Source organism: Brachybacterium sp. AOP3-A1-3, assembly GCF_052378285.1.
GTDB lineage: Bacteria > Actinomycetota > Actinomycetes > Actinomycetales > Dermabacteraceae > Brachybacterium.
This window is the reverse complement of sequence record NZ_JBQSXM010000020.1, coordinates 1-17,156: the sequence shown is the minus strand read 5'-3', so window position 1 is coordinate 17,156 and position 17,156 is coordinate 1. Positions and strand designations below refer to the sequence as shown.

The window sequence follows — 17,156 nt, the reverse complement described above, 5'->3', positions numbered from 1 at the left end:
AGGCTAAGACTTCGTCCCGACCGCCGGGACAGCGCAATCCCTGAGGACTCCTTTCCCCATGCTCGGCACCATGAGCCGCCTCTGGCAGACGGTCCGCCCTATCCGATTCCGCCTCTACCTGGGCCTTCTCAGCGCCCTCACCGCGTCCCTCGTGGCGCTGATGATCCCCCAGGTCCTCGAATACATCGTCAACCGCCTTGAATCCGACGCCGTCGCCGCGACCATCTGGACCGGTGGTGCGATCGTGCTGGCCCTCGGTCTGCTCGAGGCGTCCCTGATCTGGCTGCGACGCACGTTCGCCGTGGCCCCCTCGACCACGGTCGAGAAGCAGATCCGCGTGAACTTCTACGAGAAGATCCAGAACATGCCGGTCTCCTTCCACGACGGCTGGGGGTCCGGGCAGCTGCTCTCGCGCATGCTCACGGACATCAACCAGATCCGCCGCTGGATCGCCTTCGGCATGATCATGGCGGTGACCAGCTCGGTCACGGTCATCGTGGGCATGGCCCTGCTGTGGCGCTCCTCGGGGATCCTCGCGATCATCTTCTTCCTGGCCGCGGTGCCGGTCTCCGTGATCGCCTACCGCTTCAACCGCAGCTTCTCGGTGCTCTCGCGCACCTCGCAGGACCAGAACGGCGACCTGGCCACCACCATCGAGCAGTCGGTGCAGGGCATCCGCGTGCTCAAGGCCTTCGGGCGGGGCCCGTCGGCCCTCGAAGGCTTCACCGAGCAGGCCGAGGAGCTGCGCCAGACCGAGGTGCGCAAGGCGACCGCCATCGCGCGCTTCGACATGTTCATGTTCATGCTCCCGGAGCTCGCACTCGGTGTGGCCCTGCTGGTGGGCCTGTACCTCACCGCGGGCGGCTCGATCTCGACGGGGCAGCTGGCCTCGTACTTCGCGACCGCCACCCTGGTGGTCGGCCCGGTGCGGCAGCTCGGCATGCTCCTGGGCCAGGCCGTCAACGCGACCACCGCCCTGGACCGTCACTACGAGGTCATGGACGAGGAGAACCGGATCACCTCCCCGGAGCACCCCGTTCCGGTGGACCCGGCCCGAGCTCTCGGAGCGGTGCGCCTCGAGGGTGTGCACTTCCGCTACGAGGATGCCCCGGAGCATGTCCCCGACGTCCTCGACGGCGTGGATCTCGAGATCCGTCCCGGTGAGACGATGGCCCTGGTGGGCGTGACCGGCAGTGGCAAGTCCACGATGCTGCAGCTGGTCCCGCGCCTGTACGACGTCACCGGCGGCACCATCACGATCGACGGCGTCGACATCCGCGACATGGACCTGATCGCCCTGCGCTCCCTCACTGCGTTCGCCTTCGAGGACGCCACCCTGTTCTCCGACTCGGTGCGCGAGAACGTGCTGCTGGGAGCAGATCCGACGCTCCCCGAGGCGGAGCGCGAGCAGCTGCTCGACCTCGCCCTGCGCACGGCCGACGCGACCTTCGCGTTCGACCTTCCCGACGGGGTGGACACTCCCATCGGCGAGGAAGGCATGAGCCTGTCCGGTGGCCAGCGTCAGCGCCTGGCTCTGGCCCGCTCCATCGCGGCCAAGCCCGCCGTGCTGCTGCTGGATGATCCGCTGTCCGCGCTGGACACCAAGACGGAGGAGACCGTCACCGGTCGCCTGCGCGAGGTGCTCGCGGGCACGACCACGCTGATCGTCGCCCACCGCACCTCCACCGTGGCCCTCGCCGACCGGGTGGCCATGCTCGACCACGGTCGCGTGATCGAGGTGGGCACCCATGCGGACCTGTTGAAGACCTCCCCGCGCTACCGCTGGGTGATCGCCAACCAGGAAGAAGAAGCCCGCCGCGACCAGGACATCGAGACCCTCACCGGGGAGCTCGAGCTGTCCGCGATCCGCGACGCCGCCGGGGAGGGGGAGCAGCGATGAGCGCCACGGCCGTCGAACAGGACAAGGACGACGACAACCAGGATGCCCCCACCGCCGCCGAGAACAAGGCCTCCCGGCAGCGCTCCTTCGCACTGCTGCGAGAACTGATCTCCCCCGTCAAGAAGCAGTTCCTGCTGATGGCCCTGATGGTGGTCGTCGCCCAGCTCGCCGTGGTCGCGGGCCCGACGATCATCGCCTGGGGCATCGACACCGGCCTGCCCGAGCTGAAGGCCGGCAACCCGGTCCCTGCCATCCAGGCGGCCGCGCTGAACGTCGCCGCGGCCATCATCGGCGGTCTGCTGACCTTCGGGTACGTGCGCCAGTCCGTCGTCGTCGGCCAGAAGATGCTGCTGTCCCTGCGCCGCAGGGTCTTCCGCTTCACGCAGCGCCAGGACCTCGAGTTCCACGAGAACTACACCTCGGGCCGGATCGTCTCGCGCCAGACCTCGGACATGGAGGCCCTGCGCGAGCTGCTGGACTCGGGCGTGAACGTCATGGTCGGCGCGTTCCTGTCCATGGTGTTCACGATCGTGCTGATCGTGACCATGGACTGGGTGACCGGCGTGGTGATGCTGGCGATGCTGATCCCTTGCGTGCTGCTGACCATCTGGTTCCAGAAGCGTTCCCGCATCGAGTACCGCGCGATCCGCACCCACTCGGCGCGGCTGATCGTGCACTTCGTCGAGGCCCTCGCCGGGATCCGCGCGGTCAAGGCGTTCCGCAAGGAGGAGCGCAACCAGAAGGAGTTCGACACCCTCGCCCAGGACTACCGCGACGCCTCGCTGCGCTCGGTCAACGTGTTCGGCATCTACCAGCCGGCGCTGCGCATCCTCGCGAACGTGACCATCGCCGCCGTGCTGCTGGTGGGCGGCTTCCGGGTGCTCGACGGCAACCTCCAGGTCGGCGTGCTGGTCGCGCTGGTGCTCTACTCCCGCCGGTTCTTCCAGCCGGTCGACGAGATCGCGAACTTCTACAACGCCTTCCAGTCCGCTGTGGCGGCGCTCGAGAAGATCGCGAACCTCCTGGCCGTGCAGCCGCACGTGCAGGAGAAGGAGAACCCCACGCCGCTGCCGACATCATCCGGCAAGGTCGACTTCGTGGACGTGGCCTTCCGGTACACCGAGTCCGGGCCGCTCGTGCTCAAGCCCATGGACCTGCACATCCCCGCCGGGCAGACGATCGCCCTGGTGGGCCAGACGGGCGCCGGCAAATCCACGGTCGCCAAGCTGATCAGCCGTTTCTACGACGCGACCGAGGGCAGCGTGCGCCTGGACGACGTGGACCTTCGGGACATCTCCATGAAGGACCTCACCCGCAACATCGTCATGGTCACCCAGGAGGCGTACCTGTTCTCCGGGACCGTCGCGGACAACATCGCGCTCGGCAAGCCCGGGGCGAGCCGCGAGGAGATCGAGGGCGCCGCGCGAGCCATCGGAGCGGATTCCTTCATCGAGTCGCTCCCCTACGGCTACGACACCGATGTGAACAAGCGCGGCGGGCGCGTCTCGGCCGGTCAGCGTCAGCTGATCTCCTTCGCGCGCGCCTTCCTCGCCGATCCGCGCGTGCTGATCCTCGACGAGGCCACCAGCTCGCTGGACATCCCCAGCGAGCGCATGGTGCAGGAGGGGCTCTCGAAGCTCCTCGGGCACCGCACCTCGCTGATCATCGCGCACCGCCTGACCACCGTGATGATCGCGGACAGGGTGCTCGTGGTGCATGGCGGCGAGGTCGTCGAGGACGGCTCCCCGCAGGAGCTCGTCGCCCAGGGCGGCCGCTTCGCAGCGCTCTACCAGGCGTGGCAGGACTCCATGTGAGCCAGCGGTGGGAGCCGACGTGATCGCGTCGGCTCCCACCTCGGCACCGGGTCGCCGCATGGTCGCTGAGCGAGGAGCTGACCAGGAAGAACGCGCTGTGACGCGCATCGCTGGGCAACTGCGCAGAATCTCTGGCGCGAAGGCGCCGGGCGGGTTACATTACTTCCACAATCAACCACCTCGATCCTGAGGAGCCCCGGGCGCACCGTCGCGTCCCGACCGGCCACCCGCGGATCGCCCTCACCCTCAGAGGCACCCATGCTCTCCTCTATTGTGTCGCGCGCCCGTTTCCTGACCATGCTCCTCGCCGCCCTGCTGGTCGTGGGCATGGTGGGGATCGCTCCACCTGCCGCCGAGGCCGCGGTGAAGAAGCCGCTGGACATCGTGAAGGTCTACTACGATCCGCCGGGCAAGGACTACTCCAAGAACAAGCTGTTCAACAAGGAGTACATCCAGGTGAAGAACACCGGGAAGAAGACCCTCACGCTCACCGGCTACACGATCCGTGACAGCGGCCCGAAGAAGTTCACCTTCCCCAAGGGCACGAAGCTCAAGCCGGGTAAGACCCTCACGATCCGCACGGGCAAGGGCAAGAACACCGCCAGCACCGTGTACTGGAACAACAAGGGCTACGTCTGGAACAACACCGGCGACACCGCCCGCACCTACACGAACAAGGGCAAGCTCATCGAGTCCTGCAAGTACAAGGGCGGCTCTCACAAGGCGACGAAGACGTACGTGCGCACGAGCAAGACCACTGCCTACTGCTGACGCGTTCGCGCGGAGCAGCCTCTCGGGCCGTTCGAGCTGCCAGGGTTCCTCCGGCAGCTCGAGCGGCCCGAGCTCATCGGCCCGCCCGGAACGCCCAAGACGCTCGGACGCTACGGATCCCATCGTGACCGGGACCTCCGGTCGCCCGACCCTCCCGACCCCTGGGCAGCTGCCCGGTTTAGGCGCCGAGCAGCTCCCTCAACTGGTCAGTGACTCCCTCGACCCCGACCGGCACCGCGGGCCGCACGAAGCGGTCCGGGGTGAGCAGGAAGCGCTGCTCGACGATCCCCGGCCCGGGCTGCGGGCCCATCGCGGTGCCGTTGTCGACGTACCCGCAGCCGTGCGAGACCGCGAACGAGGGCGCGTTGCCGAGCACGGCCGAGGACTCCGCCCGCTGCGCGCCGAGGTGGTCGAAGGCGAAGACCAGCATCGCCTGCCGCATGAGCTTCCCGTAGCCCTTGCCGTGCGCATCGAGGGTCAGCCAGGAACCGGTGGTGACGGTGCGTCGCTCCGCGAACCGCTTCGCGCTGATGTCCTGGCAGCCGATCATCCGGCCGCCCGCCCAGATGCCCAGCGGCAGCTGCCATTCCTCCGGGGAGACTCCCGCGCGCAGGCGCCAGTTGAAGCTCAGCGCCTGGCGCACCCTGGTGTCGGGATCGGTCCGGTACCAGGGGAAAACCTCCGGGGAGTCGGGGTTCGCGAAGATCGGCCGACGCAGCAGCGCGGCGTATTCGGGCAGGTCGTCGTCGCGCATCATGCGCAGGGTGAGGTCTCCCGCGCGCAGGAGCAGCCCGAAGGGCGGGAACAGGGCAGCGAGGTCGGGCGTGAGCGACATCGCCCCAGGGTAGCGCCAGGTCCCGTCGTCGCCCACCCGAATATCGACAGCCTCCTTCCGCCCCGCTCGTCCTGCCCGCTCCGTAGGCTGTGCGCATGATGATCGATGTGCTGCTGAGCGGTTTCGAGCCCTTCGCCGGGGCTGTGGAGAACGAGTCCTGGCAGGCGGTCTCGCAGGCTCTGCCCGTGCTGCGCGAGAGCGGCCTGCGGGTCGAGGCTCTCGAGCTCCCCGTGGAGTTCGGGAGATCCGGGACCTGCTCGAGCAGGCCGTGCGCACGCATCGTCCGGCCCTGGTGATCGCCGTGGGGCTCGCGGCGGGACGCAGCGGGATCACCCCCGAGCGGGTGGCGATCAACGTGCGCGATGCCCGCATCCCCGACAACGCGGGCGCCTCCCCCGTCGGCGATCCGGTGGTGCCGGGCGGCCCCGTCGGCCACTTCACGAGCCTGCCGATCAAGGCGATGGTCGCCGCACTGGGCGAGGCGGGGATCCCGGGCTCGGTGTCGCAGACCGCCGGGACCTACGTGTGCAACGACGTCTTCTACCGCCTCCAGCACCTGCTCGCGACCGACTCTGAGCTGGCGGGTGTGCGAGGCGGATTCGTGCACGTCCCGTCGGCAGACGTCGTGGCCCCTCAGGCGGCGGCTGCCGCCCTGGTGTCTATGGTCGGGACGATCCGGGAGACCGACGTCGACATCGCACGGACCGGCGGCACCGAGCACTGATCCACGCGACACCCCGTGCCGACGGCGCTACCACATGTCGGCGACGGTGAACAGAGCGGCCCTCCGTGGGGCTCCGGGGCTGTGGACAGCCGCCTTCATGGTGGATGACCACACTCCGTCCACACCCTGCCACGCCTGAATCCAGAGGTTATCCACAAGACTCTCCACAGTGGTGGACGAATGACAGAGTTGTAGTTCCGCAGGTACGGGCGTCGCATGCGGCGTGTCGCGCCAGGCGTTGAGGATAACCCGTCCAGCGGCCCCATCCGCGCCGTTCCCGCTCCTGACCTCCCCTCAATGAGGCGACCATCACTGCAGGTCATCGCGAGATCGGCGATTTTTCGCACAGTCCGCGATATGTGGGGCCCGGAGTGCCCCGATCAAGTCCAGAGGGAGGTCAACGCGCTGTGGATCGCGGGGATGAGGCCTGGAAGTCAACCGTCGCCGGATTGCTTTCCCCACTGTCTGTCCACACCCCATCCCCGGTTTTCCACATCCCGCGGCCCACATCCCCCACTCGATCGCAGTCCGTCCCCAATGTTGTCCACAACTGGGGATAGTCACACCGTTGTCATTCGCCCCGGTTCGCAGGCCACAAGAATGCGGTGCCGCAGGGCCCTCGGGGTGCCGGGGTGCCGGGGTGCCGGGGTGCCGGGGTGCCGGGGTGCCGGGGTGCCGGGGTGCCGGGGTGCCGGGGTGCCGGGGTGCCGGGGTGCCGGGACACAGCGCCTGCCAACGCACAAGCACGTCGCACGGGAACGGAACGACACGGAACGGGCCGGCGCAGCGTCATCGGCTGCACCGGCCCGTGCACGGTGGGGTCTGCCCGGGCAGGTGCCTGCCGGGCGAGGTCCCGCTCAGAGGGGGAGCATCAGAGTCTTCACGATGATCGCCACCACGCACAGCAGCACGACGCCGGCCACGCAGGCGGCGTGGAGCAGTGCCGACCGCTTGGCCAGGGCCTGCCTGTCCTCGCCGGGGCTCGCCTTCGGGCGCAGGGCGAACATGGCCGCCGTGAGCGCGCCGCCCACCACGAGGCCGCCGAGGTGGCCCTGCCACGAGATGTTCGGGAAGGTGAAGGTGATGACGAGGTTCAGCGCGATGAGCACCACGATCTGCGCGGTCTGCCCGCCCAGGCGACGGTTCACGATGAACATGGCCGCGAAGAGGCCGAACACGCCGCCGCTGGCCCCGAGGGTGCCGCCGTACCAGGCGTTGCTCATCGGATCGGTCAGGAGGTAGACGGCGGTGTGCCCGCCGATGAGCGAGGCGAAGTACACCGCTGCGAACCGGGCGTGGCCCATGGTCGGCTCGAGGTACTGCCCCACGATGTACAGCGCGTACATGTTCAGCAGCAGGTGCATCACCCCGCCGTGCAGGAAGCCCGCCGTGAGGAAGGTCCACGGCATGATGAGGATGCGGAAGGGCGCGAACACCCCGAACTGGTACACGATCTCGGGCACGAAGGTCTGGCCGAGGTAGGCCAGGATGCACAGCGCCATCACGGTGTAGGTGACGTAGGGCCTGCTGCGGCCCATGCCACCGCCCATGGCGTTGCGGGGGCGTGAGGCGGCCTGCTGCTTGCTGAGCTCGCGCTCGCAGTCCACGCACAGCATGCCCACCGAGGCGGATCGCTGGCAGTCCGGGCAGGCCGGACGCTCGCAGCGCTTGCAGCGCACGTAGCTCACCCGGTCGGGGTGGCGAGGGCAGACGGGGGCCGTCTGCTGCGCTGGGTCCGGATTGTCCTCGGCGCTGTAGCCGTAGCTGGGGCGTTCCATGGGGTCATTCCATCACGAGCACCTGGGCCGTTGCGGTGCCTTGCGGTTCGGGGCGGGCTGCAGCGGGCCGACGGGCGGGCCGACGGGCGGGCGGGCCGACGGGCGCGCGGCGGCGGGGCCGACGGGCGGGCGGGCCGCCCAGTCCCGGGGCCGACGGGTCAGGGCGCCGTGTACGGGAAGGCCGTGAAGAGCGTCGCGAACCTCTTCCGCTGCGGGGCGCTGATCGGACGCAGCTCGGTGAGATCCAGTGACCGCTTCCCGGCGGGTCCCTTCCGCGTCCAGGTGCCGACCACCTCGCCGCGACGGATCGCCGCACGCTTGAAGACCCCGTTGTTCCCGGGGACGAGCGCGTGGTGCCGCTCCTGGTCCAGGAGATAGAGCCGGTCAGGGTAGCCGAGCTCCAGTTCGTCGAAGCCGGGCAGCAGCATCTCTGCCATCGTCTCCTTCTCCCGGGCCGCGTACTCCTCGGCGAGGCCGGGACGCCACCACAGCTGCTCACCATCGCCCCCGCGGGCCTCGGCCGCCGTGGCGTGGAGGCGGCCGTCCTTGTCGGCGCAGCCGCTCTCGAGGTGCTCGGTGACCAGCGGGATCGCTGCGCGGATCGTGCGCAGCGGCAGTTTGGACCACCAGGCGAGGTCGCGCTCCCCCGCCGGTCCACGGGTCGTGAAATACCGGCGGGCCAGCTCGGCGGTGGCCGCGACCTCGTCGCCCCCGAAGGCGCCGTCGAGATCCGTGCCCGCGGGCAGCCAGGTCCTCGCGAGCACGACGGCCGTCTCCCCGTCGCGCCAGGGCCCGTAGGCGGCGACACCGAAGGAGATGAGCTCGCTGAGCAGGTGGTAGCCGCGACCCTGATCGGTGCGGATCCCGGCCGCCTCCCAGGCGGCGACGAGCTCCTTGCGCAGCACCCCGCGGCCCACGCCGGGCGTCGAGTGCTCCGCGGCGACCTCCTCGAGCACCTCCTGCGCGCGGCCCACATGGCGGTCCTCGAGCTCGAGCTGGCTGCGCCGGGAGATCGCGGCCCGCAGCGGGCCGCTCGCACACAGCTCGGTGAGCCAGGCGAGGGTATCGGCGGCGACCGCGAACACCGTGCCGCGCATCGGGTAGCCGCGCACGATCTCGCCCCGGTCGAAGGCCGCGAGGACAGCGCCCACATCTCCCCCGGTGCGCAGGGCGAGAGAGGCCATCACCCCGGACAGGTCCTGCCCCTGATGGGCCCCGAATTCCCGTGCGGCCTGCACCGGGCTCGTGAAGCGCTGCGGGCCCGCGAGGCCCTGCGCGAGGATCCGGGCACCGGCGAGGCGTCGCTGCGTCATGGAGCGAGAGTAGCGGCCACCACCCACGTCCGATCTCATGCCCGGCCCCCGCCCGACAGCGCACCCGGCTGTTGTCGTCGGCAGCACCGCTGGCAGCACCGCCGCCAGCCCCACGCCCGTCCGGCGAATACATCGAACGGTTGATCCCCTTCCGTCGGCCCGTCCATAGCGTGGGAAGCACCCGATCCGGGGACCGCAAATTTCCCGCCACCAGCGGCTTTCTTACGAAGGACCCACAGTGCCTGCATCCACACCGCTCACCCACCGCCACCGGGCCGGTGATCCCGTCCCGTCCGATCCGTCGGCCGCGGGCCGTCTCGGTCCCGACTCGGGCTCCACGCCCGTCGGCGAGGGCCCCACCGGTCCCCGCGGCCCCCTCGGCCGTCTCGCCGAGCGGATCGCCGGGGCCCTCACCGGTCGCCGCTCCGCCTGGGTGATGCTCGCCGTGTTCGTCGCGCTCCTCGTGGCCATGGCCGGTGGCCTGCGCGGCGCCGGCCCCGCCGCCGGGATGGACGCGCTGCCGGACTCCTCGGAATCCTCGCGCGCCGCCGCGATCGCCGACACCATGGAGGGCAACCGCTACCAGCCGGTGTTCGCCGTGGTCACCCGCGATGACGGCGGCGCTCTGACGGCTGACGACACCGCCGCGATCGAGTCGCTGAAGGCGGACCTCGCCGAGGTCTCCGGCCGCGACGCGATCGGCCCCATGCCCGCTGAGGACGGCGAGGCGGATCTGGTCATGACCACGGTCGACTCCGAGGCGGACAACGACACGATCGATGCGATGATCACCGATCTGCGCTCGGCGGCCCAGGACTCCGCCCCCGAGCAGCTCACCGTGTCCGTCACCGGCGGGCCGGCCGTGGGCTCCGACATCCGTGGCGCGTTCTCCGGCGCGAACTTCACGCTCCTCGCCGTCACCATCTCCGTGGTGGCCGTGCTGCTGCTGCTCACCTACCGCTCCCCGATCCTGTGGCTGATCCCGCTGTCGATCGTGGCCCTGGCCGACGGCGCCGCCGGCGCGCTGACGTCGATGCTCGGCGAGCAGTTCGCCCTGGCCTTCGACGCGGGCGTGATCAGCGTGCTCGTCTTCGGCGCCGGCACGAACTACGCCCTGCTGCTGATCTCCCGCTATCGCGAGGAGCTGCACGCCACGGACGACCACCGCCCCGCGTTGCGCACCGCCTGGATCCGCACGGCCCCGGCGATCATCGCCTCGAACGTGACCGTGGTGCTCGCGCTGATGACCCTGCTGGCCGCCGTCATGCCCGCCACCCGGGGACTCGGCATCGCCGCCGCAGCCGGGCTGGTCGTCGCCCTCGTCGCCGTGCTGTTCCCGCTCACCGCGCTGCTCGCCGTCGTGGGCCGCAAGGTGTTCTGGCCCTTCGTGCCCAAGCCCGAGACCTCCGCGGACGCCGCCCCCCGTCGTGACGATGCCGAGCACGGCCCGTTCGCGGTCGTCGCGCGCACCGTCACCAAGCGACCGGCCTTCGCCGCCATCATCTCCGTGCTGCTCCTGGGTGTGCTGGCCACGGGCCTGATCGGCACCCGGGTGGGCCTGTCACAGGATGAGCAGTTCGCCTCCGCGAACGAGTCCTCCACCGGTTTCGCCGCGATGGCCGAGCACTACGGCGCCGGCGAGAGCGCCCCGCACCAGATCGTGGTCCATGAGGACTCCGCGGACGCCGCCGTGGCGGCCGCCGAGACCGTGCCCGGCATCGACCGCGCTTCGGTCACGGGCACCACGCCGGACGGCTGGGCCGTGCTCTCCGCTGTCGGCACCGCTCAGCCGGAGTCCCCCGCCGCGATCGACGAGGCCCAGGGACTGCGCGACACCCTGCACGACCTCTCCGGGGCCGACGCACTGGTGGGCGGCACCACCGCGAGCGCCATGGATGTGCGCGCCGATTCCACCCGCGACCTGCTGGTGGTGGCCCCGATGATCCTGGGCGTGGTGCTGCTGGTGCTGATGGTCCTGCTGCGGGCCGTGGTGGCGCCGCTGGTGCTGCTCACGGTGAACGTGGCCAGCGCTGTCGCCGCGATCGGCCTGGGTCTGTGGGCCGGACGTCTTCTGCTGGACATCCCTGCGCTCGACGTGACGGTGCCGCTGCTGGCTTTCCTGTTCCTCGTCGCCCTTGGCGTGGACTACACGATCTTCCTGGTCCACCGCGCCCGGCATGAGGCCGTCGAGCACGGCACGAAGAACGGCATGGTGCGGGCCGTCGGCTCCACCGGCGTGGTCATCACCAGCGCGGGTGTGGTGCTCGCCGCAGTGTTCGCCGCCCTCGGGGTGCTGCCGCTGGTGGTGCTGGGGCAGCTGGGCCTGATCGTGGGCCTCGGCGTGCTGCTGGACACCCTGCTGGTGCGCACCGTGCTGGTGCCTGCACTGTTCGCCCTGATCGGCGACCGCATGTGGTGGCCCTCCAAGCCCACCGCTTGAGCAGCGCCACCGCTCGCGCAGCGGAGCCACCGGATCGACGGGGCCCGCGGGGAGACCCGCGGGCCCCGTCCGGCGATTTACGGCCCGATAGAGTTGCCTGATTCGGAAAGCCTCACCTTACGTTCATGCAGGTCAGCGTAGCCTCACCTTGCTTGTCTGTACTGAGTCCAAACAACTAGAGTGCCGATATGGCTCTCGTCGACTCGCTCCCTCCCACGGCACCGCCGTCGGCCCGCCCACGCCCCGCAGCGCCGACCGCCGCAGGCACCTCCAGCGCCCCCGGCACTCGCAGGGGCCCTGCGCCGGCAGCCCCCAGCACGCCCACTTCCGCCTCCCGCACCCCGTCGGACCTGGAGCGGGAGCGCGCCTCCCGCTCGGAGCGCGTGAACCGGCTGCGCGCCGGGGTGCTCGGGGCGAACGACGGCATCGTCTCCGTGGCCGGCCTCGCGGTCGGCGTCGCGGGTGCCACCACGGACATCCGCTGGCTGCTGATCTCCGGCCTCGCCGCCCTGGTCGCCGGTGCCCTGTCCATGGCGATGGGCGAGTACGTCTCCGTCTCCACCCAGCGCGACACGGATCGGGCCCTCATCGCCCGCACCCGCGCCGATCTCGCCGCACAGCCCCGCCGCGAGCATGGCCACCTGGTCGAGGCTCTGACCGAGACCGGCATCCCGGACGACGTCGTGGAGTCGGTCGCCGACTCCCTCGAGCGCCACGACGCCCTGGACGCCCACACCCGGTTCCGCCACGGCGTGGAGGGGGACGCTGTGGTCTCCCCCTGGGGCGCCGCGATCACCTCGCTGGTCTCCTTCGCGATCGGCGGCGTGATCCCGCTGCTGGCGATCCTCATCTCCCCCGCCATCTGGCGACTGCCGGTCACCATGGCCGCCGTCGTGATCGCCCTCGGCGTGCTGGGCATGGTCAGCGCCCGTCTCGGTCAGGCGCAGGCCCGCAGGGCGACCGTCCGGACGATCGCCGGAGGCCTGCTCGCCCTGCTGGTCACCTACGGGATCGGCGCGGCGCTGGGCGTGGCCATCGGCTGACCGTCGGCCCGCTGGTCCCCGGGGGCCCACCGTCGTGCAGGCCCATGGGCGCGCGCCCTGAGCCACGAGAGCCACGAGGACCACACACGAAGAAGGCCCGACCCCAGCAGGGGTCGGGCCTTCTCGCTATCAAGGGCCCCTCGCCGAGACTGCGCTCAACGGGGCATCCCGAACGGGATCACTTCTCGATGGTCACCGAGTTGATGACGACGTCCTCGAGGGGACGATCGCGCATGTCGGTCTTGACGCCCTCGATCGCGTCGACGACCTTCTTGGAGTCCTCATCGGCCACGGCACCGAAGACGGTGTGCTTGCCCTGCAGGTGCGGGGTCGGGCCCACGGTGATGAAGAACTGCGAGCCGTTGGTGCCGGAGGGCTGACCGGTGATCGCGTTGCGACGCTTGCCGGCGTTGGCCATGGCCAGCACGTACGGCTCGTTGAAGTTCTTCTCCGAGATCTCGTCGTCGAAGGTGTAGCCGGGGCCGCCGGTGCCGGTGCCCAGCGGGTCGCCGCCCTGCAGCATGAAGCCGGAGATGATGCGGTGGAAGACGACGCCGTCGTAGAAGGGACGCGTCACCTTCTCGCCGGACTCGGCGTCGGTGAACTCGCGAGTGCCCTCGGCGAGGCCCACGAAGTTGTCGACGGTCTTGGGGGCGTGATCGGGGTACAGCTCGAGACGGATGTCCCCGTGATTGGTATGAAGAGTTGCGAACATGCGGTCATCTTCCCACAGACCTCGCATCGGGCACCGGGAGCCCGCCCCGGAGCGCTCCGTGGAGCCGTACGCCCTCAGCGGACACCCGCTGTGCCCAGGCCCGACCGCTCGGCAGGGAGCAAACCTGACCTTTGTCCGAGGACCGCACATACTCGCTCGCGTTAGAGTTGTGCCACACGGGTCGTGTCATCCTCCGGGATGCCCCGGCCCAGGGACCACCGTCGGCCCGACCCGGCGGATTCGACCGAAAGGGGAACCTCATGGCGCTGACCACCAAGCGTGAGTCCAAGAAGGCCAAGAAGCAGGCCGAGAAGACCGCGGCTGCCGCAGGCTCGACCGCACAGAGGGCCGAGAAGGCCGTGGAGGAGCTCCAGAAGCTCGCCGCGACCGTCGGCCCGGTCGTGTCCGAGGGTGCCCGCGAGGCGCGTTCGCGCGCCACCGGCCTCGTGGACCAGTACGGCCCGGGCGTCGAGGAGCGCTTCCGCCAGCAGGGCGAGAAGATCTCCGAGCTGTCCTCGAACCTCGGCCCGCGTGCCGACAAGTTCAAGCAGGACGTGCAGGACGACTACATCCCGCGCGCCCGCAAGACCGCCGAGACCACCGGCTCCGTGCTGAAGGCCGCCGTCGACGCGGCCCGCAGCGAGCTCGAGAAGGGCCAGGGCGACATCAAATCGGCCGCGCTCGCCCCGACCCCGGCTGTGAAGAAGAACCGCGCCGGCAAGGTGCTGCTCGTCCTCGGGCTGGCCGCCGCCGGTGCCGCTGCGGGCTACATCGCCTGGCAGAAGACGCGTCCGGTCGAGGACCCGTGGGCTCCGCCCGCGGACTTCGCCCGCGCGCACTACCCGGCCTCCGCCTCGAGCGAGGACGACTCCTCGACCGTCTCGGACACCGTCGGTTCGGCCGACGCCGGCGACGTGGCGCAGGCGCTCAAGGGCGACGACCGTTCCTCGGACACGACCCCCAAGGAGGTCAAGGTCGACTCCGACCTCGACCAGAGCAACGGCGCCTCGGACGACGAGAAGCGCGGCAACCACCGCAGCGACGTCTGAGTCCCGGCTCAGCACCCTGACCGCGGAGCATTCCGTGCCCGGCGCGGCGACCCCGTCCTTCGACGGCGGTCGTCGCGCCGTCGTCATGCGCGGGATCCTCACGACACGGCGCCTGCGGCTGACCCCCGTGGGCGAGGACGATCTCGAGGAGCTGCTCGCGCTGCACGCCGATCCCCGCGCCTTCGCCGAGGATCTCACCGAGCCGCTCACCGACCGTGAGCAGATGCGCTGGGTGCTGGACCGGTGGATCCAGGCGTGGCAGCAGCACGGCACCGGCTACCTCACGGTGCGGGCGCGAGCACAGGCACCAGCACCAGCACCAGCACCAGCACCAGCACCAATACAGCAGACGGGCGGTGCAGCGATTCCCTCCGGCCTGCTGGGCGTCGTCGGCCTGACGCACCTCGAGCACGAGGGCGAGCAGTCCCTCAGCGCCTACTGGCGGCTGACCCCTGCGGCGACCGGGCACGGCATCGCCACCGAGGCGATGGCCGCCGTGCTCACCGATCCCCGTCTCGGTGGCGCCGACCACGAGGTGATCGCCGTGACCGCCGAGGCGAACCGCCCCTCGCGCTCCCTCGCCGCACGGCTCGGTTTCGCCCCGGCCCCGCCGGGTCGGGCTGCACCCGGCGGCCGGGAGGGGGACATCCTGCTGATCCGCCCTCCCGGTCGGACCCCGCCGCGTACCCTCTGAGCCACAGGCTCGCAGAGGCCGGCGTCGCGATCACCCGCAGGCGGCAGCGCCCGACGGCCAGCAGCGACCAGAAGGTTGCAGCGACCGGCAGGCTGCGGCGCCCGGCGGCCAGCAGCGGACGACGGACGACGGAAGAGTGGTCACGATGCGCAGGAATCCCCTTCGACCCGGCGGCGTGCCCTCGCTGCCGGAATACTTCCCGGGCGCGAACGAGAGGGTCTCCAGGATCGAGATCGCCTCGGAGCAGGAGGACACGAGCCTCGTGGAGGACCGCCCCGACGCCTCGTTCCTCGAGACGGGCCGGATACGGATCGAGCTTCCGAGCGACCCCGAGGACGGCACGGCCACACCCTGAACACGGCGCGGCACCCCTAGACTCGGGCGCCATGGATGCCCCGGCCGCAACGACCCCCTCCTCGACACCGGGGGCCGGGCGCTACGCCCCCTCCCCCAGCGGCGATCTGCATCTGGGGAACCTGCGCACCGCGATCCTGGCGTGGACCCTCGCCCGACGCACCGGCCGGGCCTTCCATCTGCGCATCGAGGACCTCGACCGGGTGCAGGAGGGCTCCGCGGCGCGACAGCTCGAGGATCTCGCCGCCCTCGGCCTGGACTGGGACGGCGAGGTGGTGCGGCAGTCCGAGCGCGGATCCGCGCACGACGCCGCGATCACCCACCTGGTCGAGCGCGACCTGGTCTTCGAGTGCTACTGCACGCGGCGGGAGATCCAGGACGCCCCGAGCGCTCCGCACGCCCCGCCCGGGGCCTATCCGGGCACCTGCCGTGAGCTCTCGCCCGCCGCCCGCGAGGCCGGCCGGGCGCGGATGCGGGAGCTGCGGCGGGAACCGGCGCTGCGCCTGCGTGCCGGGACGCGCGACTGGACGGTCCAGGACCTCTGGGCCGGAACGGTCACCGGATCCGTCGATGATCTGGTGCTGCGCCGCGGCGACGGCGTGGTCGCCTACAACCTGGCGGTCGTGGTCGACGACGCGGCGGCCGGGGTGGACCAGGTGACGCGGGCCGACGACCTGCTCAGCTCGGCGCCCCGCCAGGCGTACCTGGCGCAGCTGCTGGGGCTGGAGGAACCCACGTACGCCCATGTGCCGCTCGCGGTGAACACCGACGGGGCGCGCCTGGCCAAGCGCGACGGGGCCGTGACCCTGCGCGACCGCCTCGAGCGCGGCGAGAGCACGGCGGATGTCGTCGGCCGGATCGGTGATTCCCTGGGCCTGCCCGGCTGTCGCACCGCCGCGGACTTCCTGGAACGCTGGGACCCGTCGGCCCTCGTGCACGAGCCGTGGGTGGTGGAGCTGCCCTCCTGAGCGCTCCCCACGTCTCCCCCACCACACTTACTTCTGGGTGATATCCAAACTCGATACACCTCTGTATCGTACTTCCCGTGATGGGAATTCTTCGAGCTCTCCTGACCGCCCTCTCAACGGCGGTCCGTGCCGTCGCGTCCGCCATCGGCTCCGCCGCAGACGCCGTCGGCCGTGTCTTCTCCGCCACCGGGCGCGGCATCGCCGCCACCGGCCGCGGTGCCACGGCCCTGCTCCCGTCGGAGTGGAAGAAGCCGATCGCGGCACTGTTCGTGGTGGGCCTGGCCCTGGTGCCGCTGATCTACTCCGGCAACATGACCTGGTCCTTCCTCGACCCCAGCAACAACCTCAACCAGGTCACCGCCGCCGTGGTCAACGAGGACGAGGGCGCGACCACGACGCCTCCGGGTGGCGAGGAGACCACGATCGACGTGGGCCAGGAGTTCACCGACACCCTGCTCGACATGGACAAGGAGAACGTCTTCCACTTCGTCGAGGTCTCCCCGGAGGAGGCCCATCGCGGCCTGGAGGACGGCACCTACGGCGCCACCGTGGAGATCCCGTCGGACTTCTCCGCGAACGTCGCCTCCCTGGGCGGCGACGCCGAGAAGGCCGCCCCCGCGCTGCTGACCGTCACCACCAACGACTCGGTCAACTACGTGGGCGGCAACTTCACGAAGTCGGTGGGCACCGCCCTGACCGACTCCCTGCGCGCGAGCGTGCTCGAGCAGTACCTCGACAACATCTACGTGGGCTTCACG

Annotated in this window: 16 protein-coding genes; 12 read left to right on the top strand and 4 right to left on the bottom strand. The window is 70.5% G+C overall.

All coding sequences use genetic code 11. The features are described 5' to 3' along the window. The first annotated feature begins 58 nt into the window (after nucleotides 1–58). From ACT3T5_RS16975 to ACT3T5_RS16965, 3 genes are all read left to right on the top strand, one after another. Nucleotides 59–1,900 (top strand): ABC transporter ATP-binding protein, encoded by a 1,842-nt coding sequence (locus ACT3T5_RS16975; RefSeq protein ID WP_444578816.1) that lies wholly within the window; start codon nucleotides 59–61, stop codon nucleotides 1,898–1,900. After that, nucleotides 1,897–3,714 carry an ABC transporter ATP-binding protein gene (locus tag ACT3T5_RS16970; protein ID WP_444594997.1) on the top strand — a complete coding sequence of 606 codons (1,818 nt, stop codon included), beginning with the start codon at nucleotides 1,897–1,899 and terminating at the stop codon, nucleotides 3,712–3,714. Before ACT3T5_RS16975 ends, ACT3T5_RS16970 begins: the two co-directional genes overlap by 4 nt. A 258-nt stretch (nucleotides 3,715–3,972) precedes the next feature. Then, nucleotides 3,973–4,485 carry a lamin tail domain-containing protein gene (locus ACT3T5_RS16965; protein ID WP_444578814.1) on the top strand — a complete coding sequence of 171 codons (513 nt, stop codon included), beginning with the start codon at nucleotides 3,973–3,975 and terminating at the stop codon, nucleotides 4,483–4,485. A 178-nt stretch (nucleotides 4,486–4,663) separates the two neighbouring features. On the opposite strand, the gene ACT3T5_RS16960 is transcribed toward ACT3T5_RS16965, so the two are convergent. Next, entirely contained in the window at nucleotides 4,664–5,320 is a 657-nt protein-coding gene (locus tag ACT3T5_RS16960; protein ID WP_444594996.1) for a GNAT family N-acetyltransferase, read from the bottom strand. A 95-nt stretch (nucleotides 5,321–5,415) separates the two neighbouring features. Between ACT3T5_RS16960 and ACT3T5_RS16955 the strand changes: the two genes are divergently transcribed. Further along, nucleotides 5,416–5,616, top strand: coding sequence for a hypothetical protein (locus ACT3T5_RS16955; protein ID WP_444594995.1), 201 nt, complete (start codon nucleotides 5,416–5,418; stop codon nucleotides 5,614–5,616). Continuing rightward, complete coding sequence (locus ACT3T5_RS16950; RefSeq protein WP_444594994.1) at nucleotides 5,589–6,044, top strand: pyroglutamyl-peptidase I family protein; 456 nt, start codon at nucleotides 5,589–5,591, stop codon at nucleotides 6,042–6,044. Before ACT3T5_RS16955 ends, ACT3T5_RS16950 begins: the two co-directional genes overlap by 28 nt. Before the next feature lie 857 nt (nucleotides 6,045–6,901). Here the strand turns inward: ACT3T5_RS16950 and ACT3T5_RS16945 are convergent. Beyond that, nucleotides 6,902–7,822 carry a rhomboid family intramembrane serine protease gene (locus ACT3T5_RS16945; RefSeq protein WP_444594993.1) on the bottom strand — a complete coding sequence of 307 codons (921 nt, stop codon included), beginning with the start codon at nucleotides 7,820–7,822 and terminating at the stop codon, nucleotides 6,902–6,904. Between the two features lie 158 nt (nucleotides 7,823–7,980). Next, nucleotides 7,981–9,135, bottom strand: a complete 1,155-nt coding sequence (locus tag ACT3T5_RS16940) for a DNA glycosylase AlkZ-like family protein (RefSeq protein ID WP_444594992.1) — start codon at nucleotides 9,133–9,135, stop codon at nucleotides 7,981–7,983. Between the two features lie 238 nt (nucleotides 9,136–9,373). Between ACT3T5_RS16940 and ACT3T5_RS16935 the strand changes: the two genes are divergently transcribed. Both ACT3T5_RS16935 and ACT3T5_RS16930 read left to right on the top strand, forming a co-directional pair. Continuing rightward, complete coding sequence (locus ACT3T5_RS16935) at nucleotides 9,374–11,575, top strand: MMPL family transporter (protein ID WP_444594991.1); 2,202 nt, start codon at nucleotides 9,374–9,376, stop codon at nucleotides 11,573–11,575. A gap of 188 nt (nucleotides 11,576–11,763) precedes the next feature. After that, nucleotides 11,764–12,618: a VIT1/CCC1 transporter family protein gene (locus ACT3T5_RS16930; protein WP_444594990.1), complete on the top strand. Its 855-nt coding sequence runs from the start codon at nucleotides 11,764–11,766 to the stop codon at nucleotides 12,616–12,618. Between the two features lie 178 nt (nucleotides 12,619–12,796). On the opposite strand, the gene ACT3T5_RS16925 is transcribed toward ACT3T5_RS16930, so the two are convergent. After that, nucleotides 12,797–13,333 carry a peptidylprolyl isomerase gene (locus ACT3T5_RS16925; protein ID WP_444594989.1) on the bottom strand — a complete coding sequence of 179 codons (537 nt, stop codon included), beginning with the start codon at nucleotides 13,331–13,333 and terminating at the stop codon, nucleotides 12,797–12,799. Nucleotides 13,334–13,593: 260 nt separating this feature from the next. Here ACT3T5_RS16925 and ACT3T5_RS16920 point away from each other — a divergent pair, with 260 nt between their 5' ends. The 5 genes from ACT3T5_RS16920 to ACT3T5_RS16900 all read left to right on the top strand — a co-directional run. After that, nucleotides 13,594–14,382, top strand: a complete 789-nt coding sequence (locus ACT3T5_RS16920; protein ID WP_443397960.1) for a hypothetical protein — start codon at nucleotides 13,594–13,596, stop codon at nucleotides 14,380–14,382. Nucleotides 14,383–14,416: 34 nt separating this feature from the next. Next, complete coding sequence (locus ACT3T5_RS16915) at nucleotides 14,417–15,076, top strand: GNAT family N-acetyltransferase (RefSeq protein WP_444594988.1); 660 nt, start codon at nucleotides 14,417–14,419, stop codon at nucleotides 15,074–15,076. Nucleotides 15,077–15,221: 145 nt separating this feature from the next. Beyond that, on the top strand, nucleotides 15,222–15,431 hold the full coding sequence (locus ACT3T5_RS16910) for a hypothetical protein (RefSeq protein ID WP_443335534.1): 210 nt from the start codon (nucleotides 15,222–15,224) through the stop codon (nucleotides 15,429–15,431). Nucleotides 15,432–15,462: 31 nt separating this feature from the next. Further along, the gene (gene gluQRS, locus ACT3T5_RS16905; protein ID WP_444578805.1) at nucleotides 15,463–16,398 is read left to right on the top strand and encodes a tRNA glutamyl-Q(34) synthetase GluQRS; all 936 of its coding nucleotides are present in this window, start codon (nucleotides 15,463–15,465) and stop codon (nucleotides 16,396–16,398) included. Between the two features lie 80 nt (nucleotides 16,399–16,478). After that, a partial coding sequence (locus ACT3T5_RS16900; RefSeq protein ID WP_444595019.1) for a YhgE/Pip domain-containing protein occupies nucleotides 16,479–17,156 on the top strand: 678 nt, incomplete at its 3' end.

Coding starts and splice junctions, on each gene's coding strand:
- ACT3T5_RS16975 (WP_444578816.1), top strand. CDS start 59: ATGCTCGGCACCATGAGCCGCCTCTGGCAGACGGTCCGCCCTATCCGA.
- ACT3T5_RS16970 (WP_444594997.1), top strand. CDS start 1,897: ATGAGCGCCACGGCCGTCGAACAGGACAAGGACGACGACAACCAGGAT.
- ACT3T5_RS16965 (WP_444578814.1), top strand. CDS start 3,973: ATGCTCTCCTCTATTGTGTCGCGCGCCCGTTTCCTGACCATGCTCCTC.
- ACT3T5_RS16960 (WP_444594996.1), bottom strand. CDS start 5,320: ATGTCGCTCACGCCCGACCTCGCTGCCCTGTTCCCGCCCTTCGGGCTG.
- ACT3T5_RS16955 (WP_444594995.1), top strand. CDS start 5,416: ATGATGATCGATGTGCTGCTGAGCGGTTTCGAGCCCTTCGCCGGGGCT.
- ACT3T5_RS16945 (WP_444594993.1), bottom strand. CDS start 7,822: ATGGAACGCCCCAGCTACGGCTACAGCGCCGAGGACAATCCGGACCCA.
- ACT3T5_RS16940 (WP_444594992.1), bottom strand. CDS start 9,135: ATGACGCAGCGACGCCTCGCCGGTGCCCGGATCCTCGCGCAGGGCCTC.
- ACT3T5_RS16930 (WP_444594990.1), top strand. CDS start 11,764: ATGGCTCTCGTCGACTCGCTCCCTCCCACGGCACCGCCGTCGGCCCGC.
- ACT3T5_RS16925 (WP_444594989.1), bottom strand. CDS start 13,333: ATGTTCGCAACTCTTCATACCAATCACGGGGACATCCGTCTCGAGCTG.
- ACT3T5_RS16920 (WP_443397960.1), top strand. CDS start 13,594: ATGGCGCTGACCACCAAGCGTGAGTCCAAGAAGGCCAAGAAGCAGGCC.
- ACT3T5_RS16910 (WP_443335534.1), top strand. CDS start 15,222: ATGCGCAGGAATCCCCTTCGACCCGGCGGCGTGCCCTCGCTGCCGGAA.
- gluQRS (WP_444578805.1), top strand. CDS start 15,463: ATGGATGCCCCGGCCGCAACGACCCCCTCCTCGACACCGGGGGCCGGG.